The organism is Aquaspirillum serpens DSM 68 (assembly GCF_000420525.1).
Lineage (GTDB): Bacteria > Pseudomonadota > Gammaproteobacteria > Burkholderiales > Aquaspirillaceae > Aquaspirillum > Aquaspirillum serpens.
Genome location: NZ_ATVC01000005.1, coordinates 1 through 24303, shown reverse-complemented (window position 1 = coordinate 24303; position 24303 = coordinate 1). Strand labels below are relative to the sequence as shown.

The following is a 24303-nucleotide window of genomic DNA, read 5'->3' as shown; positions in this document are numbered from 1 at the left end:
GCGGGCCTGATACCACAAAAAAATCACAATGCAGCGACGATTTTAATTTCGACTTTCCACGCTGGATTGGCTAATTTTGCCTCGACGGTGGCACGCGCTGGGCTGTGACCAGCAGGAACCCACGCATCCCATGCCCGATTCATTGCCTCATAATCCGCCAAATCGGCTAAAAAAATCGTTGCATCGAGAATACGGGTTTTATCAGTGCCCAGTTGCGCTAACACATTATCGATTAACGATAACACTTCCGCTGTCTGCCCTTCGGCATCGCGGCTGGTATCTTCAGGCACTTGGCCTGCTAAAAAGGCCATGCCATTGAATACCACCGCTTCCGATAACCGTGCGCCAGGTAATAAACGTTGAATAGATGACATCGTTTTTCCCCTTGATTAAGCCACTGCGGCAACAGCACGCAAACGCAAGGAAAACTCACGCAATTGGGCAATACCAGATGCTTCCGCCCGTGCGCACCAATCTTGTAACTCTTTCAGCAACTGCTCTTTGGTCAAATTCGAGCGTTCCCACAGCCGCGATAATTCTTGCCGCATCGAATAGATGGTCTGTAACACAGGGCTTTGCTCTAACAATTGATCTAACTGTGAGCGTTCTTGCGCTGGAATGTCTTTACCATCTTGCTTGAGCCAAACCTTCATTTGCCGCGTCATATTGCCTTGCATCTCGGGCAATTTATCACGCAAGTTGCCTAATTCTTGTTCATAAGCCGATTTGAGCGATTTAGCGTATTGCGCTGCCACCGCATAACGATTGGCGATGATGGCGTGTAGGGTGTCCAAATCGAGATGGGATTTCACTTCGCCATGCAATAATTTAGGCGCGACACGGCGAACTTTGGCGAGGCCGATCATTTCCATGATACGGATATACATCCAGCCAATATCAAACTCGAACCATTTATAAGACAGCTTGGCCGAGGTACCGAAGGTGTGGTGGTTGTTATGCAACTCCTCACCGCCGATTAAAATACCCCAAGGGAAGACATTGGTTGCGGCATCTTCGTTTTCGAAATTGCGATAACCCCAATAGTGGCCAATCCCATTCACTACACCGGCAGCCCAAAACGGAATCCACGCCATTTGCACCGCCCAGATCGTTAAACCAATTGGGCCGAACAACAAGACATCGATGACTGCCATTAAGACAATCCCTTTGCCATTGTGTTTGGTGTAGATATTGCGCTCTAACCAATCATCCGGAGCACCGTGGCCAAATTTATCCATGATAGATTGATCTTTGCAGGCGACACGATATAACTCGGCCCCTTCCCACATCACTTTTTTGATGCCGAGCACTTGTGGGCTATGTGGATCATCTGCGGTTTCGCAGCGTGCATGATGCTTACGATGGATGGCAGCCCACTGTTTGGTAATCATCCCCGTTGTCAACCATAACCAGAAGCGGAAAAAATGGCTTGGGATGGGATGCAAGTCGAGTGCACGATGTGCTTGATGACGATGCAGATAAATGGTCACTGCCGCGATGGTGATATGAGTTAATCCCAATGCCACCAAGACATAGCCCCACCAGGCTAGGTCGATCAGACCTTCGAGGAACAACATGGGCGGTACATCCTTCATTTTTTAACCAAAATACTATCTTAACAGATGCAGCCATCGACTTGGCACTGTTAGATGAGGCTTGTTTGATCGTTGTATGGGTGCCGTAGTGTGATAGCAGAAAAGTCGTAGAAAAACACGATTTGGTGAGCAATGATGCTAAGATTCTTGCCACGGCAAATACTGATGGAATAGAAATAGTGAGTAAGCAAACATGGCGGCTCGCTGCGGCTGGAGTGGCTCTGTCAGCTCTGTGCTATGCAGGGGCAGCGTATTGGACAGGTTTAAAAGCAGAAGAAACCTTGTTAGAACAACACCGCATGGTGGCTGGGTTGCCTTTATTTACTGTGCAATCTCATGACTATCAACGCGGTTGGTTTAGCTCTAGTGAAAAAACCGAGTTGGTGCTCAACCGTAAGTTGTTTGAACCCTATCTCAATATTTTGCCCGAACAAGCAAGAGGGATGTTAGACGCCAAAATTGTCTATACCCACCACATCAAACATGGGCCTTTACCCGGCCTGACTGATTTCGACTTACGTCCTGCACGTGCCTTGGTCAGCACTGAATTTATTATGAGTGATGCCACGCGCAAGACATTGAGCAAGTTTTTTGGCGATGCCGACCCGATTACCTTAACCAACCGTCTGTACTTCTCCGGTGGTGGTGAACTGCAGGTCGCCATTCCAAAATTTGACTACGAAGAAACCCTCTCCGGCGTCAAAATTCGTTGGGGCGGTTTTAATGGCAAAGTGGACTATGCCTCGGGTTATCAGCAATACCATATTGATGCACGTTTACCCGGTTTAGAAGTCGATGCGGCGATTAAAGGCCATGTTGAATTTAAAAATGTGGCGTTTGTGTCCGAGACCACCCCTGGCAAAACTGGCGTTGATATTGGTAATAGCGAATTAACGATAGAAAACATCCAACTCGATTCCCGAGAAAGTGTGCCTTACGAAATTCGTTTGAATGAGTTGGTCTATTTGTTGACGCGGATTCGGGTTGGTGAATTTATCAATCCTTCCGGTGAAATCAAACCATCGAAAGCCGAGCTGAAAAAGCTGCGCTATCGTGTCAATACAGAAGAGGATGGTGAATTTGTTAACACCCGTGGCCGCTTCGATTTCGCCAGTTTGATGATCAATAAAACCACGGTGGGCCCGTTAGAGTTGGATGTGTCGGCAAATCATCTACATGGCCCTACCTTGGTCAAACTCGATAAAGCCCTATCTGCTATCCCATTCGAAGGCAAAGACCCTGCTGAATTGCGCCGTGCTTATGTTGACACCGTGTTGCGTGAGGGTGCGCCACTGCTGAAGCAAGACCCGATTGTTAAAGTCAACACGCTAAAATTGCAGTTGCCAGATGGGGTGGTGGATGTCAGTGGACAGGTGGCGTTGAAAGCGGTACAAGACGCCGACTTACACAAAGCCCTCGACTTTTTGGCGAAAGTGCATGCTGATGCCAAATTAAGCCTGCCACGTCAAACACTAGAAGATTTAGTGGTGGCACAGGCGCGTAATTTGTTTATGGTGGATGAACGGGCCGAAAATCCACCGAGTGTGCAAGAAATTGATGACTTGGCGAAAAGTCTCTTTTCAAGTCAGTTACTACAATGGCGAGAACAGGGCTATGTTGTTATCCGAGGCGGACAGATTGATACTGCGCTGACGTGGGACGGGCAGCAACTGACGGTAAATAAACAGCCGATTAGCTTGCCGTGGCAAGAACCCGAACCCGAGCCAGAAGTCCCTTCAGAACCACAGGACGCCGCTGCAGACGTGAAGAAACCCGCTTAAGCTTGGCGCTTGATAATCAGTGCTCTGCCCTCATCCGGTAGAGCACGTTTTATTTGTTGGCGCGTGGCGTTCAGTTGCTGCGCGCCTTTCTGTTACACTGTACCATTTTCAGCTGGCCTACCGTCGGATCATTATGCTTACTCTGTTCAATACACTGTCTCGTCAAAAAGAAGTTTTTCATCCTATTACCCCTAATCAAGTGCGGATGTATGTCTGTGGTATGACGGTTTATGATTATTGCCACTTAGGTCATGCTCGAGTGATGGTGGTCTTTGACATGGTGGCGCGTTGGTTGCGTGCTGCGGGTTATCAAGTCACCTATGTTCGCAATATCACTGACATCGACGACAAAATCATTAAGCGCGCACTGGAAAATCAAGAGTCCATTCACGACTTAACTGCCCGTTTTATCCAAGCGATGAACGAAGACGCCGACGCGCTCGGTGTGTTACGACCCGATCATGAGCCAAAAGCCACTGAGTTTGTCGGGCAAATGCACCAACTGATTGCAGCCCTGATTGAAAAAGGCTTGGCCTATTCTGCCCCGAATGGCGATGTCTACTATGCGGTGCGTAAATTTGCTGGTTATGGCAAGTTGTCCGGCAAAAGTTTAGAAGATTTACGTGCAGGTGAACGGGTTGATGTCGATCCTAATAAACAAGATCCGTTGGATTTTGTGTTGTGGAAAGCAGCCAAAGCCGATGAGCCCAGCGAGGCAAAATGGGCTTCGCCGTGGGGTGAAGGCCGTCAGGGTTGGCATATCGAATGCTCGGCCATGAGCTGCCACCATCTAGGTGATCACTTCGATATTCACGGCGGCGGTGCAGATTTACAGTTCCCTCACCATGAAAATGAAATTGCACAAAGCGAAGGCGCACATGGTCACGCTTATGTGAACTATTGGATGCACAATGGCTTTATTCGGGTGGATAACGAGAAAATGTCGAAATCTCTCGGCAATTTCTTCACCATCCGCGAAGTGCTAGAAAAATTTGATGCCGAGGTGGTGCGCTTCTTTATCTTGCGTGCACACTACCGTAGCCAATTAAACTACTCTGATGCCCATTTAGAAGATGCCAAAGGGGCTTTAACCCGTCTTTACACGGCATTAAAACCGTTTGCAGTCGCTGATTTGACAGCAGAAATTGATTGGCAACAACCGTATGCCCAGCGTTTCCAAGCTGCCATGAATGATGACTTCAATACGGTTGAAGCTGTCGCAGTGTTGTTTGAATTGGCTGGTGAAGTCAATCGTACGGGGTCGGTAGCTTTGGCGGCGATGTTGCGTGCTTTGGGTGGTGTGTTGGGTTTATTGCAACGCGAACCGCTGGCTTTCCTACAAGGCGGGCAAGAAGCGGGGGATTGGGATGCTGAACGTGTCGAAGCAGCGATTGTGGCGCGGCGCGAGGCAAGAACGGCAAAGAATTGGGCAGAATCTGACCGCATCCGTGATGAATTATTGGCAGCGGGGATTTTGTTAGAAGATGGCCCACAAGGGACCACTTGGCGGCGTGTTTAACGCGGTTTTACCTTGTCAATCGGCCAAGGCTCAAGGATAATGCTGGGTTTTCAAAGCGGTATAGGCACAACCCCTATACCCGAAACCCCAAAGGAAAATCATGAAATCCGGTATCCATCCTGAATACACCGATCTGAAAGTGACTTGCTCTTGCGGCAACGCTTTTGTGACCAAATCGACCATGAGCAAAGAAAGCTTCCACGTTGAAGTGTGCTCCGAGTGCCATCCTTTCTACACAGGCAAACAGAAAGTGGTTGACACCGCAGGTCGTATCGACAAGTTCAAACAGAAGTTCGGCAAGTTCGCGCGTTAATTTCTGCGCGTCTCCGCAAAAAAAGGCAGCGCAGGCTGCCTTTTTTTTCGCCTGTCCATTTTGGATCACGTGGTGCTGTTATGTTGACCTACACTCCTCCCCGCCCACCCGAAGCCGAACGACCCACAGAAAAACCGTGGTTGTTACTTTTATTGTGTTTTGTTTGGCTATGGCCCGGCATCTTGGGGCACGATCCGTGGCGCCCCAATGAACCATATGTGGTCGGCATCGTGCAGTCGATGTTAGAAACGGGCAATTGGTCGGTACCAAGCATTGTCGGGGTGCCTTACTTAGAAACGCCCCCGCTCTATCATTGGTTGGCTGCATCACTGGTTTCGTTATTGTCACCGTGGTTGTTGTCTGCCCACGATGCAGCGCGGATTGCGACACCGTTGTTGATGTCGCTGGCGCTGTGGTGTGTCGGATTGGCTGGGCGCGATTTAATTGGGCGTCGCCATGGCCGCAGTGCGGTGATGATCCTGATTGGTTGTCTAGGTTTAATGACGTGGGGTCATGAGTTATCACCCGATGTCGGCTTGTTCACCGGTTTTTGTCTTGGCTTTTATGCCCTCGCCCTCGGCATTCGTCAGGGCTGGCTAGCCGGTTTGTGGCTGGGGTTGGCGAGTGTATTGATTATGTGGTGCGCCAGTTTGTTAGAGCTGGCATTGATTTGGATGGTGGCGTTAACGCTACCTGCGTTTAGAGCATGGCGTGGCGAAGAATATCTCAAAACCCTATTAGTGGCGCCGGTGGTGGCCTTGCCATTGCTATTGTGTTGGCCTTTGTTATTGCACAAAGCCAGTCCTGAAGTATTTGAACAATGGTGGTTGCAACATGCGCTGGGGCCATTTAACGGTTTTGGCCGCTTAGATGTCCTGCACGAGTTTGGTTATTACCTCAAACTTTTCCCGTGGTTTACGTGGCCGGCGTGGCCGTTGGCGGCGTGGGCGGTGTGGCAACGCCGTTACCGTTTAGATGAGCCTGTGACACAGCTGTCGCTATTGTTCTTCACCGTGTTGCTATTCCTGTTAACCCTATCCCCTCGTCAAACCCAAGCGTTGGCTTTGCCGTTGTTATTGCCCTTGGTGATCTTGGCTGCCAGCGAGTTGGATTCGTTACGGCGTGGCGCGGCTTCTTTCCTTAATTGGTTTGGGTTGATGACCTTTGGCCTGTTGGGGGCGTTTATGTGGGTGGGTTGGGGGGCAATGAATTTTGGCTGGCCAACAAAATTAGCCGAGCGTTCACATTTCTTTAGTCCGGCATACCAGCCTCACGTTAACTGGCCTTTTCTGATTTTGGGCATTGCAGCGAGCTTGACATGGCTATGGGCTGTTACACGCCGCCATGTACGTGGTCGCCAAGCGGTGACCAATTGGGCGGCAGGGGCAACTTTGGTGTGGGGATTAGGCATGACGCTGTGGTTGCCGTGGTTTGATGCACAAAAAAGCTATCGCTCAACAGCGTTGGCAATGCAAGCGGCGATTCCGTCCGATGCCAACTGTGTCGCCACGGCCTCCACTCATTATGTGCAGCGTGCGTTGTGGTATTACTTTGCGGGTATTCGGTTATTGCCGACGGAACAAACCACCGGCGCCGCGTGTCAGTATCGGATGGTGATGCACTACCGTTCTGACTATCAACCCTCGCCTCAGTGGCAAATTATCTGGCAAGGTAATCGCCCTGGCTCGCGGCGAGAGTTTTATTTTTTATTGAAAAAACAATAGGTCGTTTTATGGCATGGATTTATTTGTTGTTGGCAGGCGTGTGTGAAATTGGTTGGCCGTTGGGCTTAAAGTTGTCGCAAACCACGCCATATAAATGGCCGTGGATCGGCTTTGCGGTTGCGGCAATGACTGCCAGTGGCTATTTTTTGTGGTTAGCTCAACGCACCATTCCAATTGGCACTGCCTATGCGATCTGGACCGGAATTGGTGCAGTAGGGGCATTTATTGTTGGCATCGCTTTATTTAAAGACAGTGCCAATCTGTGGCGGATTCTGTCTGTGCTCTGCATTGTGATTGGGATTGTTGGCTTAAAGTTGTCTCATAGCGAGTAAGTCTGTTTTTTGCCAAAATGATTTAATTCTATCTAAACCTACTGCTCCGTTGCTGGCAGTAGGTTTTTTTTGTGTTGAATTGTACGTTTTTGCAACAAAACGTACATTTTCGCGACATTACCGCCTAGTGGAACTGTTGTTGCATGCAGCTTTCATGCTAAGTTAACAATACCAAGTTAAGCTATACGGCTTTAAAACCATTGACCCTATTGAATCTGACCTGTCCCGTGAACCCAAGCGGGGCGAGTCTCAAATCTTGTCGATCGTACTGAATTGTACGAATTGGCCCAAAAATGGGCATAAACAAGCTAGCGAAACTGCTGCAAGCAGGATGTTAAGACACACAAAAACCATAAAGGGGGAGTCATGACTCAACGTATCGCACTTGTAACAGGTGGCATGGGTGGCATTGGAACAGCAATTTGTAAAATGCTGGCTGATGCTGGAATGACCGTCGTGACAACATTCAGCCGTCCTGGCAAAGAACAGGATTGGTTGGCAAACATGAAAGAACAGGGATACCAATTCCACGCCTATCAGTGTGATGTTGGCGATTTCTCGTCATGTGCTGAGATGGTGGCAAAAGTGCAAGCCGAAGTCGGCGCGATTGATGTGTTGGTGAATAATGCTGGCATTACTCGCGATGGCACATTTAAGCGGATGGATAAGGACAGCTGGGATGCGGTGATTCGCACCAATCTGGATTCACTGTTCAATATCTGTAAACCGATTGTGGATGGAATGGTTGAGCGTGGTTTTGGCCGTGTGATCAATATTTCTTCTATCAATGGCCAAAAAGGTCAATTTGGTCAAACCAACTATTCTGCTGCTAAAGCCGGTATGCACGGTTTTACGATGGCCTTGGCGCAAGAAGTGGCGAAAAAAGGCGTAACCGTCAATACCATCAGCCCAGGGTATATTGCCACTGAGATGGTGATGGCAGTACCGGAAGAAGTACGCAATAAAATCATTGCCAATATCCCAGTCGGTCGCCTCGGTAAACCAGAAGAAATCGCTTCTTTGGTTACTTATATGGCCTCTGATGCAGCGGGCTTTATGACCGGTGCTAACGTAGCCATCAACGGCGGTCAACACATGATGTAACTGTCTCACCTTTTCCTGTGAATGACAAGCGCGTGTTAGAGTATGTCTCAGCATGCGCTTTTTTTAACCTCATGTGAGCCGAGGATAGTATGAGTCAAGACTTCAACCCAACCGATCCCTTTGCCCTGTTGCGTCAATTTTGGCCGGGTGGCACGGTCAATCCTTTACAAGCCTTACAACAATTCATGCCACCGATGAACGAAGCGGAATTAGATCGTAAGTTGGCTGAATTGCGCGTGATTGAAAATTGGCTGACCATGAATTTGGGCATGATTACCATGCAGGTTCGTGCCTTAGAAGCGCAACGCAATGCGTTGGCGGCACTGAAACCGAAGGACAATAGCTAAGTCATCTATGCTGCAAAGCGGCTGTACGACAGCGCCAAGTCTGTTAATCTTCGCCTATTGCTTCTTTGCCAAGGAAAAAAATAAGATGGTCATGTCAAAACGCATGTGGCAAACCACGATGACCGCAACGATGATGGGCTTGACGTTGGGCGCGTGTACCACCCCGCTGGCTACACAACAAGTAAAAATACAGGGTGAGCGCGGGGTGTGGATCAATGAATCGGCACTTGAAACCTTATCCACAGCGAAAACGCTACAAGGCACGCTGCCTGTTCACGAAACACTAGAGCTGCGTTTCCATCCGTCCGCGCCACAAGTGTTGTTGAGTACCGCCAAACACAATCTTAGCTTGGCTTACCAACGTGATTTCAGTGGTCGCGTTACCGTGTCGGCGATGGGTGAACATCCACAAGAAGTCTTTATCCCTCTGGCGAATGGCAAGTATCAACGCCTACGAGATAATGCCTTGTTTATGAAAGTCAGTCCGGACGAGGCATCGCCGTTTCGCAGCTTGCTCAATCAAATGTGGTTCCAAGGTTACTATCGTGTCCTGACCCCCTCCGGTCAAGCGACACCACAGCAAGTCCGCTTTTTACCTGATGGACGGGTTGAAGGTGCGGCACGCTTTACCCGCTATTCCCTCTGTTTAGCCGATGAATGCCCGAAGATGGAACATGGCAACAGCATTGCGCTATTTGATGGCGAACAGTGGCAACAGATGGCGATTGAAAAGGGCAATATCGGTCATTACACCTTATTGTCTCTACATCGTGTCTCCACTGCTGGTGATCAGCCTGCCTACGCGCCAACCTCGCCTTACCTCCAACTGGCACCCCTCAGCAAATAGTGTGTTCTGCCCCGAGGGGGCAGGTGGGCGCAGTGTTTAGGATGAACAACTGAGATGGATGCCCTCCGCCCATGCTGGTGGATGGGCGAAATAGGCTTCGTATTCTTCTTGTTCAGCGTAGGGTTGTTGTAACAGATGGGCGAGGCGTTGTAACTCGCTGTCGTCTTGATGTTGTTCTAGCTGCTGGATGGCGTGTTCTGCCATGTAGTTGCGCAGGATATATTTGGGATTCACCGCCAGCATCATCGTTTGCCGCTCGGCATCAGATAAGGCCTGTTGTTGTAAGCGTTGCTGATAGCGCTGTGCCCATTGGTCAAACGCAGCTCGATCGACAAATTCATCGCGAACTGGGCCGGCGGCTTCGGTGCTGGAGAAATAAGCCAACAGGCGGTGGGCACGGGTGTAGTCTGCCCCTTGCTCGGCTAATAAAGCCAGCCATGCCTCAACTAAAGCGGCATCGTCGGGTTGCCATTCACTTAATCCCAATTTGGCGGCCATATTCTGTTGCCAAGCCTGTTGATAATGCGCTTCATATTGTCCGAGTACCGCCAGCGTGGTGTCCTTACCGATCAGATCGATTAAAGCTTGACCAAGACAATATAAATTCCACAGGCCAATGCGCGGTTGTTGTGAGAAAGCATAGCGCCCATGATCGTCGGAGTGATTGAATACCTGATCGGGTACATAGCGGTCGAGAAAACCATATGGCCCATAATCCAACGTCAGCCCAGCAATCGACATATTGTCGCTATTCATTACCCCATGCACAAACCCCACCGCTTGCCATGCGGCCATCAGCTCTGCTGTGCGCAATACCACGCATTGCAACAGGGCTTGATACGGATTGGGAGCCGATTGACAGTCGGGATAACTTTGTTCAATGACAAAATCGGCTAAGGTTTTTAATAAAGCAGTTTCACCACGCCAGTACAACACTTCAAATGAGCCAAAGCGGATAAACGTCGGTGCGACGCGGCACACCACCGCAGTGGGTTCCCAACGCTCACGCCGTGCCAACTGGGACGAGGCAAATAAGGCAAGGGCGCGGGTAGTGGGAATGCCTAAACCGTGCATCGCTTCCGAGGCCAGATATTCGCGGACGCTGGAACGCAACACCGCTCGACCATCGGCACCGCGAGAAAATGGCGTAGGGCCGGCGCCTTTGAGTTGTAACTCAGCACACTGCCCATCGGCGACAGCCAATTCGCCAAGCCATAATGCGCGGCCATCGCCAAGTTGTGGCACATACACCCCAAATTGATGACCTGCATATAAAGCGGCCAGCGGCTCACTGCCAACAAGATGGCCGTCTCCAGCTAATGCGGCGAGGGTTGCCGGTTGTTGTTGCCACGCTTCTATTTGCAGTTGTTGTGCCAGCGCTTGATTCCATAGCAGCAACCGACTGTCCGAGAGTGGCGTGGCTTTCACCCGCGCAAACAAGGCGTCTGGCAGGCGGGCAAAACGGTTGATAAATTGAGCCATGATAGTTTTCTAAAATTAGGGTGTTGCCATGCCTAAGACTTTTGCCAAATAGCGGCCGGTGTGGCTGTTGTTCATGGCGGCGACCTGTTCTGGTGTACCATTGGCGAGAATCATCCCCCCTCCAGCACCCCCTTCTGGCCCAAGATCGATAATCCAGTCGGCAGTTTTAATCACATCCAAATTATGCTCAATCACCAACACCGTGTTGCCATGTTCACGCAAACGATGCAGAACCTTGAGCAATAAATCGATATCGTGGAAATGCAAGCCGGTGGTGGGCTCATCCAAGATATACAGCGTTCGACCGGTATCGCGTTTCGAGAGTTCCAATGCCAACTTAACCCGTTGCGCCTCGCCGCCGGATAGGGTGGTGGCAGATTGTCCCAGCCGGATATAGCCCAAACCGACATCCATTAAAGTCTGTAGTTTACGAGCGACAGTCGGCACAGCCGCAAAAAAAGCCAGCGCCTGTTCCACTGTCATTTGCAACACTTCATCAATCGTTTTGCCTTTATATTGCACATCTAATGTTTCACGGTTGTAGCGTTTACCATGACAGACATCACAAGGGACATAGATATCGGGTAAGAAGTGCATTTCCACACGCAAGACACCATCGCCTTGGCACGCTTCGCAACGTCCACCTTTGACATTAAATGAGAAGCGGCCAGGGCCATAGCCACGCTCGCGGCTCATGGGTACACCAGCAAACAATTCCCGAATTGGGGTAAATAAACCGGTGTAGGTGGCGGGATTGGAACGCGGCGTGCGGCCAATTGGTGATTGGTCAACGTTAATGACCTTATCAAAATGCTCTAAGCCCGTGATGTCTTGATACGGTGCGGCTTCGGTTTGGCTATTGTGAAGATGATGTGCGACAGCGTGATAGAGCGTATCGTTGATCAGCGTCGATTTGCCAGACCCCGATACACCGGTCACACAGACAAACAACCCCACCGGCAAGGTCAGGTCAACCTGTTTTAAGTTATTGCCGCTGGCGCCATGAATTTTTAATACTTTATCGCTGGGGGCGCGGCGGTCAGTCGGCGTGGGAATACTGCGCCGACCGGATAAAAAAGCGCCGGTGATGGAGTCCGGGTGGTTGGCAACCGTTTCTGGTTTGCCAGCCACTAAAATTTTTCCACCATGTTCACCAGCACCAGGCCCCATATCCACCACAAAATCAGCCGCCCGAATTGCGTCTTCGTCATGCTCAACCACAATCACGCTGTTACCTAAATCGCGCAGCCGCATCAACGTTGTTAACAGACGGTCATTATCTCGTTGATGTAAACCAATCGAAGGTTCATCCAACACATACATCACCCCCGTTAATCCCGAACCAATTTGGCTGGCGAGGCGAATGCGTTGGGCTTCACCGCCGGATAAGGTGTCGGCGGAGCGTTCGAGTGATAAATAATCGAGACCGACATTCACCAAGAATCCTAGGCGGTCGGCAATTTCTTTGACGATTTTGCTGGCAATGGTTTGTTTGTGGCCGACAAGCTGCAACTGTTCAAACCAAGCGAGGGTATTTTTTAACGGCCATTGGTTGATGTGATGTAAGGTCTGGCCGCCGACTTCGACGTATCGTGCCTCTTTGCGTAACCGCGACCCTTGGCAGCTTGGACATACTTGGCTGTTTTGATATTTGGCGAGTTCTTCACGCACCGCGCTGGATTCGGTTTCGCGATAGCGCCGCTCGAAGTTAGAGACAATCCCTTCAAACGGATGGCTGCGAGAAAAACGCGTGCCACGTTCATTGAGATAGGTAAACGCAATTTCCTCGTGCCCAGAACCATACAGCACCACCTGTTGTACCGCTTCTGGCAGGTCTTCAAATGCGGTTTCTAAATCAAACTGATAGTGTTCAGCCAGATTTTGTAGCATCTGAAAATAAAATTGGTTGCGGCGGTCCCATCCCTTAATAGCACCGGCGGCTAAGCTAAGACTAGGATGGGCAACAATCCGTTTTGGATCAAAAAAACTCATATGCCCCAGCCCATCGCAACTGGGACATGCCCCCATTGGATTGTTAAAGCTGAATAAGCGCGGTTCTAATTCTGGTAAGGAATAACTGCACACCGGACAGGCAAACTTGGCAGAGAACCAGTGTTCTTTACCGCTATCCATTTCCACAGCAATCGCCCGCCCTTCGGCATGACCAAGTGCTGTTTCAAACGATTCTGCCAACCGTTGCTGATTATCGGCACGGACTTTTAAACGATCAATCACCACTTCAATGGTGTGTTTGCGGTTTTTTTCCAGTTTGGGGATGGCGTCGATGTCATAAACTTCACCATCAACCCGCACTCGAACAAAGCCTTGGGCGCGTAATTCTTCAAATAAATCGTGATTCTCGCCTTTTTTCCCCATCACCACCGGTGCCAAAACCATCAGTTTGGTGTCTTCGGGTAAGGACAAGACATGATCGACCATTTGGCTCACGGTTTGTGAGGCCAGCGGCTGGCCATGATCGGGGCAGATTGGCGTACCCACACGGGCAAATAACAGGCGCAGGTAATCGTGAATTTCAGTAACGGTGCCGACGGTTGAGCGGGGGTTGTGGCTGGTGGCTTTTTGTTCAATTGAAATGGCCGGCGATAGACCTTCAATCAAATCGACATCCGGCTTTTCCATCATTTGCAGGAATTGACGGGCATAAGCCGAGAGGGATTCGACATAACGGCGCTGGCCCTCGGCATAGAGCGTATCAAAAGCGAGCGAAGATTTGCCCGAGCCAGAAAGACCCGTCATCACAATCAGCTGGTGACGCGGCAAGTCCAAGTCAACATTTTTCAGATTGTGCGTACGCGCACCACGAATACGGATAAAGTCGGTCATGTCCAAAGCCAGCAGTACAGGAAACCCATCACTATACACCGCCCGCTTGTCAGTTCGCGAGTCGCGTTAAATCTCCGCCCACATCCGCACCAGATTATGATAAGTCGCAGTAAGGCCGATGATGGTTTCTTGGTCGCCGTAGGTTTCACGCAAGCGCATGATGTTCATATCCATATCAAACAACAGTGCCCGTTTACTGTCATCACGAATCATCGATTGCAGCCAAAAGAAAGAAGCCACGCGGGCGCCTTTGGTAACCGGCTCGACCCGATGCAGACTCGTTGATGGATAAATCACTGCATGGCCGGCGGGTAGCTTCACCGAATGCACGCCATAGGTGTCTTCAACAATCAATTCTCCGCCTTCATAGCTGTCGGGCTCGGCCAAGAACAAAGTGCACGACACATCGGTACGAATATGCTCGCCAGTGCGGGCAATGGTGCGGACAGAATTATCAACATGATTGCCAAAGGCCATCCCACCTTGATAACAATTAAACAGTGGCGGAAACACCCGTTTTGGCAAGGCAGCCGACATAAAAATGGGGTGATGACCCAAAGCCGTCAAAATAATATGGCCGGCGGCTTGGGCGGCGGGGCTATCCTCCGGTAACTGCATATTGTTTTTGACTTGGGCCGATTGGGTGCCAGCGGTGACCTTACCATCGACCCATTCCGCTTGTTCCAATAGCTGTTGCACCTGTTGTAGCGATTCACCACTGAGCACTTCAGGAATATGGAGCAACATAATATGACCTTTCTGGTATATGAAAAACACGGCACAAAGCTGTGCCGTGTTGTGGTTCAGTGTGAAATCAGCTCACATTAGAATTTGAAATTGACTTTGACGTGGGCAGAACGCTCGGTGCCTGGTAAGGCATGACCGCCATACAGACCTTCGTAATGTTTCTCGTCAAACACGTTGTAGATGTTTAACTGTGCATCCCATGTCTTAGCGTCATAGCCCACCATCGCATCCCAACGGACATAAGACGGCATCTTGTTGACGTTGTTCGCGTTAACAAAACGACGGCCCACGGCGTTGAAGCCACCGCCAACTTTCCAACCATTACCCACTTCGTAGGTTGACCACAAGTTGGCAGTGTATTCAGGGGCATTGGCTGGCGCATTGCCCTCGGTACCTTTAGCAGAACCGGCGGCTTTGGTGATTTTCGGGTTCATCAAAGCGATACCAGCAAACACCTTCCACTTGTCAGTGATACGACCTGCTGCTTCCAACTCGATACCATCGGTATGACGGGCACCCGACAACAGATACACATCGGTTACCAACGGGTCGGTATTACGCTCGTTGGTTTTTTCGGTACGGAAAATCGCAGTTCTCAGCAACAAATCACCTTCAAACAAATCCCACTTCGCGCCAATTTCATAGTTACGGTTTTTCTCCGGTGGCGTATTGGCACCACGAGGATCTAAGGCATAGGCTTCACCAGAAGGGTTAAACGATGTGCCATAGGAAATGTAATAAGACTGTTGTGCATCAGGTTGCCAAATCAGGCCTGCGCGCCAGTTCCACATCGAGTCGGTACGCGAAGTGTCTTCCTTGGTTTTATTGGCCAGATTGACTGTGGTGTAATCACCCGAGAAACGATCCCAACGTGCGCCCAACAGCACTTTCCATTCTGGCGTGATCGACATCATATCTTGCACATACGCCGATACCGTGTCTGCCGTGAAATTGACATCTGTGCTATAGACTTTGGTGGCATTGGTGATGTTGTCACTATTATTGGGGTTGCCGACCGTTGTTGGAGGAACCGCACCATTGACGTTAGCCCAACGCAAGGTATTCGATTTTTCACGACCCAATTCTAAGCCGGCCAACACATCATGTTTGATGTCGCCAGTAAATAATCGGAACGAAAAATCGGTTTGGTTCGACCAGACTTCATCTTTACCACTGCGACCGGGGCGGCTGCGGTTGACCGTGGTTTTATCGCTAATCGACGAGGCCCCGCCGAGGCTGATACGTGGCGCGGTTGGCCACACATCACGTTCGTATTCTGCATAACGCAGGGTGTTCTTTACGCTGGCTGTTGGGCTGAAGCGATGTTGAATGGTGGCGGTGGCAATATGAGTTTCAGTGTGTTCGTAGTCATGGTTTTTCAAGCCATAGAAACGATCCACCGGCACATCCAAAGGCTCGCGGGTAAAGGAATTAAATGGCACGCCATAATCGGGGACATTTTTTTCCTTCATATAGAAATAAGACAGCTCAACTTCCGTTGGCGTATTGATCCCAAAGCGAACAGTTGGTGCAACGCCCCACCGGTCACTGGTTGCACCCGAGCGGAAGCTTTCGGCATCTTGCCCCATGACATTCACCCGCAGGGCGGAGGTGTCATCTAATTTTTGGTTGATGTCCGCTTCAACACGATAGAAATCGCTGGTGCCGACAGTTAAACCAACCGTGCGTTCATTCTCTAAATGCGCCCGTTTCGATACTTGGTTAATCACCCCACCTGTCGAACCTCGACCAAACAACATTGAGCTGGCGCCACGCAGTACATCTACACGTTCAATGTTAAAGGTGTCGCGGTTGTATTGACCGGCATCACGCACCCCATCGAGGAACAAATCGGTGGTCGCAGAGAAACCCCGCAAAGCCAAAATATCACCCGTCCGACCGCCTTCACCAGCGTTAAATGTGATGGCGCTGACAGTTCTCAACGCATCTTTTAAGCTGGTTGCACCAGTATCTTTCAACACTTCTTGTGTAATGACGGTGGTGGATTGTGGAATATCGCGTTGTTGCTGGCTGCCTTTGCCAACACTGGTAAAATTGCCGGCATAGCCATTTTGTGGTGTGCGGCCAGTGCTGTTTTGACCCGTCACATTCACCGGCTGTAAAACTTGGGTGTTAGCGGCAGTATCAGCAAAAGCGGGGGCGGCCAAAGTGCCTAATAAACCTGCCACAGTGGCAACACTGAGTGGAACTTTAGCAAAGCTGTGGACTGCAGAAGACTCTTTCAGGCATTTCATCATCAGGGTGTGCTCTTGAATTTGCGTCAAAGAAAGCCGTCCGCGCCATACGGTGCGGGCACAGACGGTTGGATGGTTTTGATCCAAACGTGGGCAGTGGCTTGCAGTTGACGCTGACCCGATTATCCTGATCAGCTGCTGCTGGCTAAATGCGGCCTCAATTCTATTGAGAACTCGTCTCAATTGCAACTTAAACAAAAAGGAAAGTTTTGCATGCGATTGCGTGATGTATGGCGAGATTGCTCGCTCTCGGCTATTTTGGCCGGTTTTGTGACGGTGTTGGTTGGGTTTACCAGCTCGGCAGCATTGGTGTTTCAAGCGGGACATGCCGTAGGTGCAACGCCAGCCCAGATGGCGTCATGGATGTGGGCATTGGGTATCGGTATGGGGGTGACTTGTATCGTCTTATCATTGCGCTACCGTGTACCCGTGGTGACCGCATGGTCTACTCCGGGGGCAGCCATGCTAATTACTTCGGCTTCTGGGGTGCCGATGGCTGAGGCGATTGGCGCATTTATTGTGTGTGCTGTGCTGATGGCGGTGAGTGGTTTTTCTGGTTGGTTCGAGCGTGCATTAAAGCGTATCCCGTTGTCGTTGGCCTCGGGGATGCTGGCCGGCGTGTTATTGCGTTTTGGTCTGGATGTGTTTGTCTCGCTGCAACATGCACTAGCAATGGTATTGAGCATGTGTGTGGTCTATCTATTGGGTCGGCGTTTTTTGCCGCGCTATGCGGTGATTCTGGCATTGGTCGTGGGGACGGTGATTGCGGCGGTGCAAGGCCAATTACACTTTGAACGTTTTGCCTTCGCGGTAGCCTTACCGGTGTGGATTGAACCCAGTTTTTCATTATCAGCGATGATCGGGATTGCCTTGCCGTTGTTTATGGTGACGATGGCTTCGCAGAATATCCCAGGGGTGGCAGTGATTCGGGCATCGGGTTATGAAGCGCCGATTTCACCCTTAATTGGTTGGATTTCAACGGTAACGCTGTTGCTGGCGCCGTTTGGTGCTTATGCGTTGAATCTCGCCGCCATTACTGCTGCTATTTGTATGGGCCGTGAAGCACACGAAGACAGCCAACGCCGTTATGTGGCTGCGGTTGCCGCTGGGGTGTTTTATCTGTTAATCGGGGTGTTTGGTGCGACAGTTGCCGCTTTATTCAGTGCGCTGCCGAAAACCTTGATTTTGGCCATTGCTGGGTTGGCATTGCTCGGCACCATTGGCAATGGTTTAGCCACGGCCATGCGCGATGAGCAAGAACGCGAAGCGGCTTTGATTACCTTTTTGGTCACGGCGTCAGGATTGACCTTGTGGGGCATTGGGTCGGCATTTTGGGGCTTGGTGGCAGGTGGTGTGGCCAGCTTAGTTTTGCATAGTCAACCACGCCGTAACTAAGCAAAACAGGATTCTTTAAAGAAAGTGACAGACGATGAGTACACCGAATTTGGCAGATATTCGCCAAGATTACAGCAAGAAAGAATTGTCGCCGGAAGAGTGTTTGGCCGATGCCGTGGCACAGTTTGAAATATGGCTCAATGAGGCGATTACCTCGCAAGTGCATGAACCGACGGCGATGCACCTTGCTACGGTGAATGCCGATGGAAAACCGAGTGCGCGGATGGTATTGCTAAAAGGCATAGAGGCTGGCCAACTGGTGTTTTACACCAACTATGACAGCCGTAAAGGACAGGCGATTGCCAGTCATCCTGATGTGGCATTGACCTTTTTTTGGCCGGAGTTAGAACGTCAAGTCCGCATTGAAGGACGGGCAGAAAAAGTATCAGACGACGTATCCGATGCCTATTTCCACAGTCGCCCCTACCAAAGCCGCTTGGGGGCGTGGGCATCGGAACAAAGCCGTGAAATCAGCAGCAAAACCGAATTGGTTACCCGCGCTGCGTTGTTTGCGGCGCGTCATCCCCTACATGTCCCCCGTCCACCGCATTGGGGAGGCTATGCCGTCACACCCGAACGAATTGAATTTTGGCAAGGCCGTCCCAGCCGGCTGCATGATCGTGTGTTATATCAACGCACCTCTGAGGGCTGGCAGCGGAGCCGTTTAGCGCCTTGAGTCAGTGTCTAGCCGCCTACCATCAGGATAGCGATGGTGTGGCGGCTTTTTCTAATAGCGTTTGTAACTGTTCGATTGGCATTGGACGGCCAAACAAATAGCCTTGGAAAGCATAGCAACCTTGGGCTTCTAAAAACGCCCGTTGCTCTTCGGTCTCTACCCCCTCTGCAATTACCTCCAAACGCAGGCTATGTGCCATCGCAATAATCGCTTGCACAATCACTTCATCATCACGATCGGCGGGGAGATCACGCACAAATGACTGGTCAATTTTCAGCTGGTCAATCGGTAGTCGCTTGATATAGGTGAGTGAAGAATAGCCAGTCCCAAAATCATCCATCGAGAATTGAATCCCCAATGCGCGTAGTGCTTGCATGTGTTGAATCGAATCGCCGATATTGTCCAATAACAAACTTTCGGTGAGTTCTAACTTTAAGCGAGAAGGCGGGAAACCGAACTCCGTGACCAAATTGCGCACTTCCTCGACAAAACTGGCCTGATGGAACTGTTTGGCACTGACGTTGACGGCAATTTGCAATTCAGCAGTCATCGGTGAGCGTGACCAAATCGCCAACTGTCGGCAGGCTTCACGTAACACCCACGAACCCAAGGGAAGAATCAAACCAGTTTCTTCGGCCAGTGGAATAAACTCGGCTGGCGAGACCATGCCACGTTCGGGGTGTTGCCAGCGCACTAATGCTTCAGCTCCCAACACTTGCTGTTGCAATCCCATCTGCACTTGATAAAACACCCGCAGCTGTCCTTCTTGGATCCCTTGCCGCAGTTCGGCTTCGAGCCGTAAACGTGATTCCAACGCTGCCTGCATCGCAGGGACAAAGAAACGAGTGGTATTACGACCAGCGGCCTTGGCTTGATACATTGCCGTATCCGCATGTTTAATCAGCTCCTCCACTGTTTCTTGCTGACCAGAAAACATGCTGGCGCCAATGCTGCATGAGCAATGATAGGCATAACCTTGTAAAGAAAATTCGTGTTGCACCACCGAGATCAGATGTTTGGCCATTTTTTCTGCCTCGCTGACCGCCATTGCAAAATCTTCGGCAAGATCTTCCAACATCACTACAAATTCATCACCGCCTAAACGAGCAACGGTATCGGTTTCTCGGACATGTAGTTTTAAGCGATGGGCAACCTCCATCAGCAATAAATCACCGAAGTCATGCCCTTTGGTGTCATTCAATGATTTGAAGTTATCAAGATCAAGAAATAAAACAGCGCCATGTGTGTTGGCATATTCGCTATGTACCAAAGCCTGTTGTAAACGATCCATTAACAAACGGCGATTGGGTAATTCAGTTAATGGGTCATAAAATGCTAAATGACGAATTTGTTCTTCAGCATTTTTTCGCTCAGAAATATCGGAGAAGGTGGCAATATAATTCTCAATATTGCCTGACATATCTTTTACTGTTGCAATGCGTAACCACTCTGGAAATACTGAGCCATCTTTGCGCCGGTTCCAAATTTCACCATCCCAATGCCCTGTACTTTTTAGTTTTTCCCACATCCGCCGGTAAAATTCTGCATCATGGTAGCCAGAAGAAAATAGATCAGGCCGTTTACCAATCACTTCATGAGCTGCATAGCCAGTGATTTTGGTAAAAGGTTGGTTAACGGTTACAATTCGATTTTCCCTATCACTGATCATCACCGCTTCTGAGCCGCTTTCAAATACCGCTGCTGATAACTTCAATCTTTTTGCGTTTTCTTCCAGCTCGGCATTTTTTTGGGCCAAGCTGGCTTGATAACGGCGGATCAGCGAGCGCATTTTGTGGGAGAAACCCCAAGAGAAAATAGTGGCTAGCAAAAGCACTGCAATCGTAATGATGATACCAACCATAATCCGTGCTTCAAGGCGGCTTTCCATTGCCGACCGCTGGTTTGCCATCAGTGAATCGACATCACCTAAATAAACCCCTGTTACCAGTGTCCAGCCCCACGGCTTGTAATTGGCGACATAAGAGAATTTTTCTGTGGCAATCGATGTCCCCGGGCGATACCAAGTATATTTGACTAAACCATTGCCCAATTGCGCTTGTTGTAAAATTTTATCAACAGATTTTTTCTCGAGGCCGGTTAATTGATCGACCGATTTACCTTCTGATTTAATGCGAGAAGGCGAAACCAAAACTCTTTTATTTTGATCGAAAACAACAATATAACCATCATTGCCAAAACGAATAGAACGTAATTGCTGTAAAGCATCTTTTTGTAAATCGCGTTCTACGTTATAAATATATTCACCTGCACCAATCACCCAATTAAAAGGTTGAAACGTGCGGACATAAGAAATTTTCTCGCGCATGATTTTTTCATTAGGCGGATACCAATAATAGCGAGAAAAGCCAGCTTGTTGTGGGTTTTTGGTGGCTTCAACTAAACCACGCATAATGTAATAGCCGGTGGGATCGCGGTTATCCCACAATGAAGTGCCTTCTAATTGTGGTGCGGTGGGTAATAACACACATAGCCCATCTAGGGTATCAATAAAATAATAACCACGACCCTCAAAAAACCGCAGTGAGCGCAATGATTCAACAATTAAGCTTTTAATTTGTTGATCGCTCATTCTATGACGATTTTGTTGGTAAAGGCTCTCGGCAATTTGATAGGCATCGTTGACACGTTGTCGGATCTCGCGCCGTAAAATCGATTCGGTATTGCTGCGGCGGTAGTCCAGATCGTTTTGAATGGTTTCTATCTGTTTTGCCAGAATATTTTGTTGTTCTAACAATACCCTTTCCTTCACTGAGGTGAGGGTAGAGTCAAAATCTTCTCGTTGTGCCCACAGGAAATAGAAGCTGAAAACCAACGAAATCAGCAAAGAAATGCCCAACATACCAAGAAGTTGAATGCGGGCGAGCGAATGCTCAGTAGGGTCTTTGAACATGGATATCAGACACAGAAGAACGGAAAAGACGCGAATAGAGAGACTATCTCACTACGCCGGCTTGGCCGTATTATGCTCGTTTTCACGGTGAAATTTCGATTATGTTGCCCATTTCTGCCGCCCCGCTACACCACAATGCACAAGGAATTCCTTATTCTGAAACTTTTGATGATGTCTATCACAGCACTGCTGGGGGATTAGGCCAAGCTGAGCAAGTCTTTTTTGCTGGCAATAGTCTGCCCCATCGTTGGGCACAACAAACGTCTTTTACCATTTTAGAAACTGGATTTGGTTTAGGTTTGAATTTTTTAACAACTTGGGCCAAGTGGCGTGATGATTTACAGCGATGCAAACAATTTTACTATATTTCTATCGAAAAATTTCCTTTTAGTGCGAAAGATTTGCGATATCTACACCAGCAATGGCCGCAGTTTGCCGAGTTAAGTGAATTATTATGCAAAAAATGGCCGCCGTTGATCGCCGGTTGGCATAAATTAGAGCTAGAAAATGGAGTGACATTATTACTCCTTTTTGGTGATGCACATGATGTGCTGCCTCAGTTACAAGCAAATGTTGATGCGTTTTATCTTGATGGTTTTTCTCCTGCAAAAAATCCAACATTATGGAATGAAACCATTTTCCGCCAATTGGCCCGCGTCGCCAAAGCTGGTGCAACACTAGCGACTTACACTGTGGCCGGCCATGTGCGGCGGGGGTTGCAAGCCTGTGGTTTTGCGGTAGAAAAACGAGCAGGTTTTGGCGGAAAACGGCAAAGTTTGGCCGGTGTTTACCAACGTCGCGTACCCAATCGACAACCACACTATGCAGTTAACCGCGCCATTGTGATTGGGGCGGGGATTGCTGGTTGTGCCGCAGCAGAACGGCTGGCGGCGCGGGGGTGGCAAATTGATGTGATTGAACAAGAGGCCGAGATTGCGCAACATGCCTCTGGTAATCATGCTGGTGTGGTGATGCCAACTTTATCGCTAGATGATAATTTGTTGGCACGTTTCTCTCGGGCCGGCTTTTTTTATACCTTGCGCCGGTGGCAAACCTTGACTGATGCTGGGCATCCTTTACCTTATCAACGCTGCGGCGTGTTGCAGGTCGGACGCGACGCCGCACACACTGAATTGCAACAGGCGATTATCGCCAAAGGGTTTTATCCATCGACCTTAGTCAGTTGGTTAAATCCAGATGAAGCCAGCGAACGAGTAGGGGTACATCTCACACGCGGCGGTTGGTGGTTTCCTGATGGGGCGTGGGTGCAACCACCGGCTTATTGCCGCGCCTTGTTAGCCAGTCAACCGCAGCGCATTCAACTGCACCTGCAACGACAAGTGCAGCGATTGGTACAATTAGAAGATGGAGAATGGCAAGTTTTTGATGCTCAAAACAAGCTGATTGCCACTGCACCAGTGGTGATTTTCGCGAATGCCACTGCTGCACGGGATTTGGCGCCTTGTGCTGAGTTGCCGTTAGGTGAAAATCGCCGTTTTGTCAGTTTGTTGAAAACCACCGTTGCGCCAAAAACAGAGGCTATCTTATGTGGCGATGGCTATTTAACGCCGAATGTCGCTGGTTATTCTGTGTTGGGGGCGAGTGAGGTCGGGCTGGAGCAAGTGTCTGATCAGCATCATCAACAGAATTTGCGCAAATTAGCACAACTACTGCCCGATGCTACTTTGCCGGCGGCGGCTGAGTTAAATGGTCGTTATTGCCAACGGCCAACATCGCCTGATCGCCTACCATTGATTGGTGCTTTGGCTTCCACTCAACAAAATTTGCAACGCCCACCAGAACGCATTCAACGCACTGCCGGTTTGTTTTGTGCTTTAGGATTCGGTGCCCGAGGTTTGACGTGGGCCAGCTTGGCCGGCGACATCCTAGCCAGCCAAATCCAAGGCGAACCGATGCCGGTGGAGCAAAGCCTGTTGCACGCCATTGATCCCATGCGTTTTGCTATGCGGGTGGCACGGCGTGGTCAAAGTAATTGAATGAGCTAATCTTGAGTTAGTGGCTGTTCCATTGTCGCCGGAGGAGTTGCCGCAATGGGGGTATCCTTAACCCAAGCACAGCGGTTGGAGGATATTTTCGAGGTTTGACCCCCACCCAGCCTCCCCCTGATTTCAGGGGGAGGCCAGTGCTGTAGGTCGGATAAGCGCAGCGCATCCGCCAAACCCGTAGCGTGCACGGGTTTTGTGCCTACTGACTGCATCGCCAAACCCATCCGCCAATTTTGTCCCCACCATTCTAATTTGATTGCTCAATGATTGTTTTGGGTGGATGCACTACGTTTATCCACCCTACTATAATCATCCGTATTACTTTTCGTCTCTGCCCCAACCATGCTGCCATTGCTCGACCCGAAGAACGATTACATCTTCAAACGTCTCTTTGCCCAATCACCGGAATTGCTGTCGGATTTGAT

At 49.7% G+C, this 24303-nt stretch carries 18 protein-coding genes; 11 read left to right on the top strand and 7 right to left on the bottom strand.

The genetic code is table 11. The annotated features are described in order from the left end of the window. Positions 1–23: 23 nt before the first annotated feature. Both G465_RS0101965 and G465_RS0101960 read right to left on the bottom strand, forming a co-directional pair. A complete protein-coding gene (locus G465_RS0101965) occupies positions 24–374 on the bottom strand; it encodes a RidA family protein (protein WP_022652803.1) in 351 nt (116 codons plus the stop codon). 15 nt (positions 375–389) lie between these two features. Continuing rightward, a complete protein-coding gene (locus tag G465_RS0101960; RefSeq protein WP_022652802.1) occupies positions 390–1577 on the bottom strand; it encodes a DesA family fatty acid desaturase in 1188 nt (395 codons plus the stop codon). Between the two features lie 197 nt (positions 1578–1774). Here G465_RS0101960 and G465_RS0101955 point away from each other — a divergent pair, with 197 nt between their 5' ends. The 8 genes from G465_RS0101955 (at position 1775) to G465_RS0101920 (ending at position 9562) form a co-directional block, all read left to right on the top strand. After that, the gene (locus G465_RS0101955; RefSeq protein ID WP_022652801.1) at positions 1775–3376 is read left to right on the top strand and encodes a YdgA family protein; all 1602 of its coding nucleotides are present in this window, start codon (positions 1775–1777) and stop codon (positions 3374–3376) included. Between the two features lie 133 nt (positions 3377–3509). Next, on the top strand, positions 3510–4895 hold the full coding sequence (gene cysS / locus G465_RS0101950) for a cysteine--tRNA ligase (protein WP_027405084.1): 1386 nt from the start codon (positions 3510–3512) through the stop codon (positions 4893–4895). A 100-nt stretch (positions 4896–4995) separates the two neighbouring features. Beyond that, a complete protein-coding gene (gene rpmE, locus G465_RS15285; protein WP_081642665.1) occupies positions 4996–5208 on the top strand; it encodes a 50S ribosomal protein L31 in 213 nt (70 codons plus the stop codon). Positions 5209–5288: 80 nt separating this feature from the next. Then, entirely contained in the window at positions 5289–6932 is a 1644-nt protein-coding gene (locus G465_RS0101940) for an ArnT family glycosyltransferase (protein ID WP_022652798.1), read from the top strand. An 8-nt stretch (positions 6933–6940) separates the two neighbouring features. Next, on the top strand, positions 6941–7264 hold the full coding sequence (locus tag G465_RS0101935; protein WP_022652796.1) for a DMT family transporter: 324 nt from the start codon (positions 6941–6943) through the stop codon (positions 7262–7264). A 366-nt stretch (positions 7265–7630) separates the two neighbouring features. Continuing rightward, positions 7631–8368: an acetoacetyl-CoA reductase gene (phbB, locus tag G465_RS0101930; protein WP_022652795.1), complete on the top strand. Its 738-nt coding sequence runs from the start codon at positions 7631–7633 to the stop codon at positions 8366–8368. Positions 8369–8457: 89 nt separating this feature from the next. Next, on the top strand, positions 8458–8715 hold the full coding sequence (locus tag G465_RS0101925; protein WP_022652794.1) for a PhaM family polyhydroxyalkanoate granule multifunctional regulatory protein: 258 nt from the start codon (positions 8458–8460) through the stop codon (positions 8713–8715). A gap of 85 nt (positions 8716–8800) precedes the next feature. Next, complete coding sequence (locus tag G465_RS0101920; RefSeq protein ID WP_022652793.1) at positions 8801–9562, top strand: hypothetical protein; 762 nt, start codon at positions 8801–8803, stop codon at positions 9560–9562. Positions 9563–9598: 36 nt separating this feature from the next. Here the strand turns inward: G465_RS0101920 and G465_RS0101915 are convergent, their stop codons facing one another. The 4 genes from G465_RS0101915 to G465_RS0101900 form a co-directional block, all read right to left on the bottom strand. Further along, positions 9599–11044 (bottom strand): protein adenylyltransferase SelO, encoded by a 1446-nt coding sequence (locus G465_RS0101915; RefSeq protein WP_022652792.1) that lies wholly within the window; start codon positions 11042–11044, stop codon positions 9599–9601. A gap of 15 nt (positions 11045–11059) precedes the next feature. After that, positions 11060–13888, bottom strand: a complete 2829-nt coding sequence (gene uvrA / locus G465_RS0101910) for an excinuclease ABC subunit UvrA (RefSeq protein ID WP_027405083.1) — start codon at positions 13886–13888, stop codon at positions 11060–11062. Between the two features lie 66 nt (positions 13889–13954). Continuing rightward, entirely contained in the window at positions 13955–14635 is a 681-nt protein-coding gene (locus G465_RS0101905) for a Fe2+-dependent dioxygenase (protein WP_022652790.1), read from the bottom strand. Positions 14636–14712: 77 nt separating this feature from the next. Continuing rightward, positions 14713–16893, bottom strand: a complete 2181-nt coding sequence (locus G465_RS0101900; RefSeq protein ID WP_162138801.1) for a TonB-dependent receptor — start codon at positions 16891–16893, stop codon at positions 14713–14715. Between the two features lie 210 nt (positions 16894–17103). On the opposite strand from G465_RS0101900, the gene G465_RS0101895 reads away from it, so the two are divergent. Together G465_RS0101895 and pdxH are read left to right on the top strand one after the other, a co-directional pair. Next, positions 17104–18285: a benzoate/H(+) symporter BenE family transporter gene (locus tag G465_RS0101895; protein ID WP_022652788.1), complete on the top strand. Its 1182-nt coding sequence runs from the start codon at positions 17104–17106 to the stop codon at positions 18283–18285. A 34-nt stretch (positions 18286–18319) separates the two neighbouring features. Further along, positions 18320–18961 (top strand): pyridoxamine 5'-phosphate oxidase, encoded by a 642-nt coding sequence (gene pdxH / locus G465_RS0101890; protein ID WP_022652787.1) that lies wholly within the window; start codon positions 18320–18322, stop codon positions 18959–18961. A 22-nt stretch (positions 18962–18983) separates the two neighbouring features. Here pdxH and G465_RS14905 read toward each other — a convergent pair whose 3' ends face one another. Then, positions 18984–21872: a bifunctional diguanylate cyclase/phosphodiesterase gene (locus G465_RS14905; RefSeq protein WP_022652786.1), complete on the bottom strand. Its 2889-nt coding sequence runs from the start codon at positions 21870–21872 to the stop codon at positions 18984–18986. Between the two features lie 101 nt (positions 21873–21973). Here G465_RS14905 and mnmC point away from each other — a divergent pair, with 101 nt between their 5' ends. Next, complete coding sequence (gene mnmC, locus G465_RS0101880) at positions 21974–23869, top strand: bifunctional tRNA (5-methylaminomethyl-2-thiouridine)(34)-methyltransferase MnmC2/FAD-dependent 5-carboxymethylaminomethyl-2-thiouridine(34) oxidoreductase MnmC1 (RefSeq protein WP_022652785.1); 1896 nt, start codon at positions 21974–21976, stop codon at positions 23867–23869. Positions 23870–24303 lie beyond the last annotated feature (434 nt).

Coding starts and splice junctions, on each gene's coding strand:
- G465_RS0101965 (WP_022652803.1), bottom strand. CDS start 374: ATGTCATCTATTCAACGTTTATTACCTGGCGCACGGTTATCGGAAGCG.
- G465_RS0101960 (WP_022652802.1), bottom strand. CDS start 1,577: ATGTTGTTCCTCGAAGGTCTGATCGACCTAGCCTGGTGGGGCTATGTC.
- cysS (WP_027405084.1), top strand. CDS start 3,510: ATGCTTACTCTGTTCAATACACTGTCTCGTCAAAAAGAAGTTTTTCAT.
- rpmE (WP_081642665.1), top strand. CDS start 4,996: ATGAAATCCGGTATCCATCCTGAATACACCGATCTGAAAGTGACTTGC.
- G465_RS0101940 (WP_022652798.1), top strand. CDS start 5,289: ATGTTGACCTACACTCCTCCCCGCCCACCCGAAGCCGAACGACCCACA.
- G465_RS0101935 (WP_022652796.1), top strand. CDS start 6,941: ATGGCATGGATTTATTTGTTGTTGGCAGGCGTGTGTGAAATTGGTTGG.
- phbB (WP_022652795.1), top strand. CDS start 7,631: ATGACTCAACGTATCGCACTTGTAACAGGTGGCATGGGTGGCATTGGA.
- G465_RS0101925 (WP_022652794.1), top strand. CDS start 8,458: ATGAGTCAAGACTTCAACCCAACCGATCCCTTTGCCCTGTTGCGTCAA.
- G465_RS0101920 (WP_022652793.1), top strand. CDS start 8,801: ATGGTCATGTCAAAACGCATGTGGCAAACCACGATGACCGCAACGATG.
- G465_RS0101915 (WP_022652792.1), bottom strand. CDS start 11,044: ATGGCTCAATTTATCAACCGTTTTGCCCGCCTGCCAGACGCCTTGTTT.
- uvrA (WP_027405083.1), bottom strand. CDS start 13,888: ATGACCGACTTTATCCGTATTCGTGGTGCGCGTACGCACAATCTGAAA.
- G465_RS0101905 (WP_022652790.1), bottom strand. CDS start 14,635: ATGTTGCTCCATATTCCTGAAGTGCTCAGTGGTGAATCGCTACAACAG.
- G465_RS0101900 (WP_162138801.1), bottom strand. CDS start 16,893: ATGATGAAATGCCTGAAAGAGTCTTCTGCAGTCCACAGCTTTGCTAAA.
- G465_RS0101895 (WP_022652788.1), top strand. CDS start 17,104: ATGCGATTGCGTGATGTATGGCGAGATTGCTCGCTCTCGGCTATTTTG.
- pdxH (WP_022652787.1), top strand. CDS start 18,320: ATGAGTACACCGAATTTGGCAGATATTCGCCAAGATTACAGCAAGAAA.
- G465_RS14905 (WP_022652786.1), bottom strand. CDS start 21,872: ATGTTCAAAGACCCTACTGAGCATTCGCTCGCCCGCATTCAACTTCTT.
- mnmC (WP_022652785.1), top strand. CDS start 21,974: ATGTTGCCCATTTCTGCCGCCCCGCTACACCACAATGCACAAGGAATT.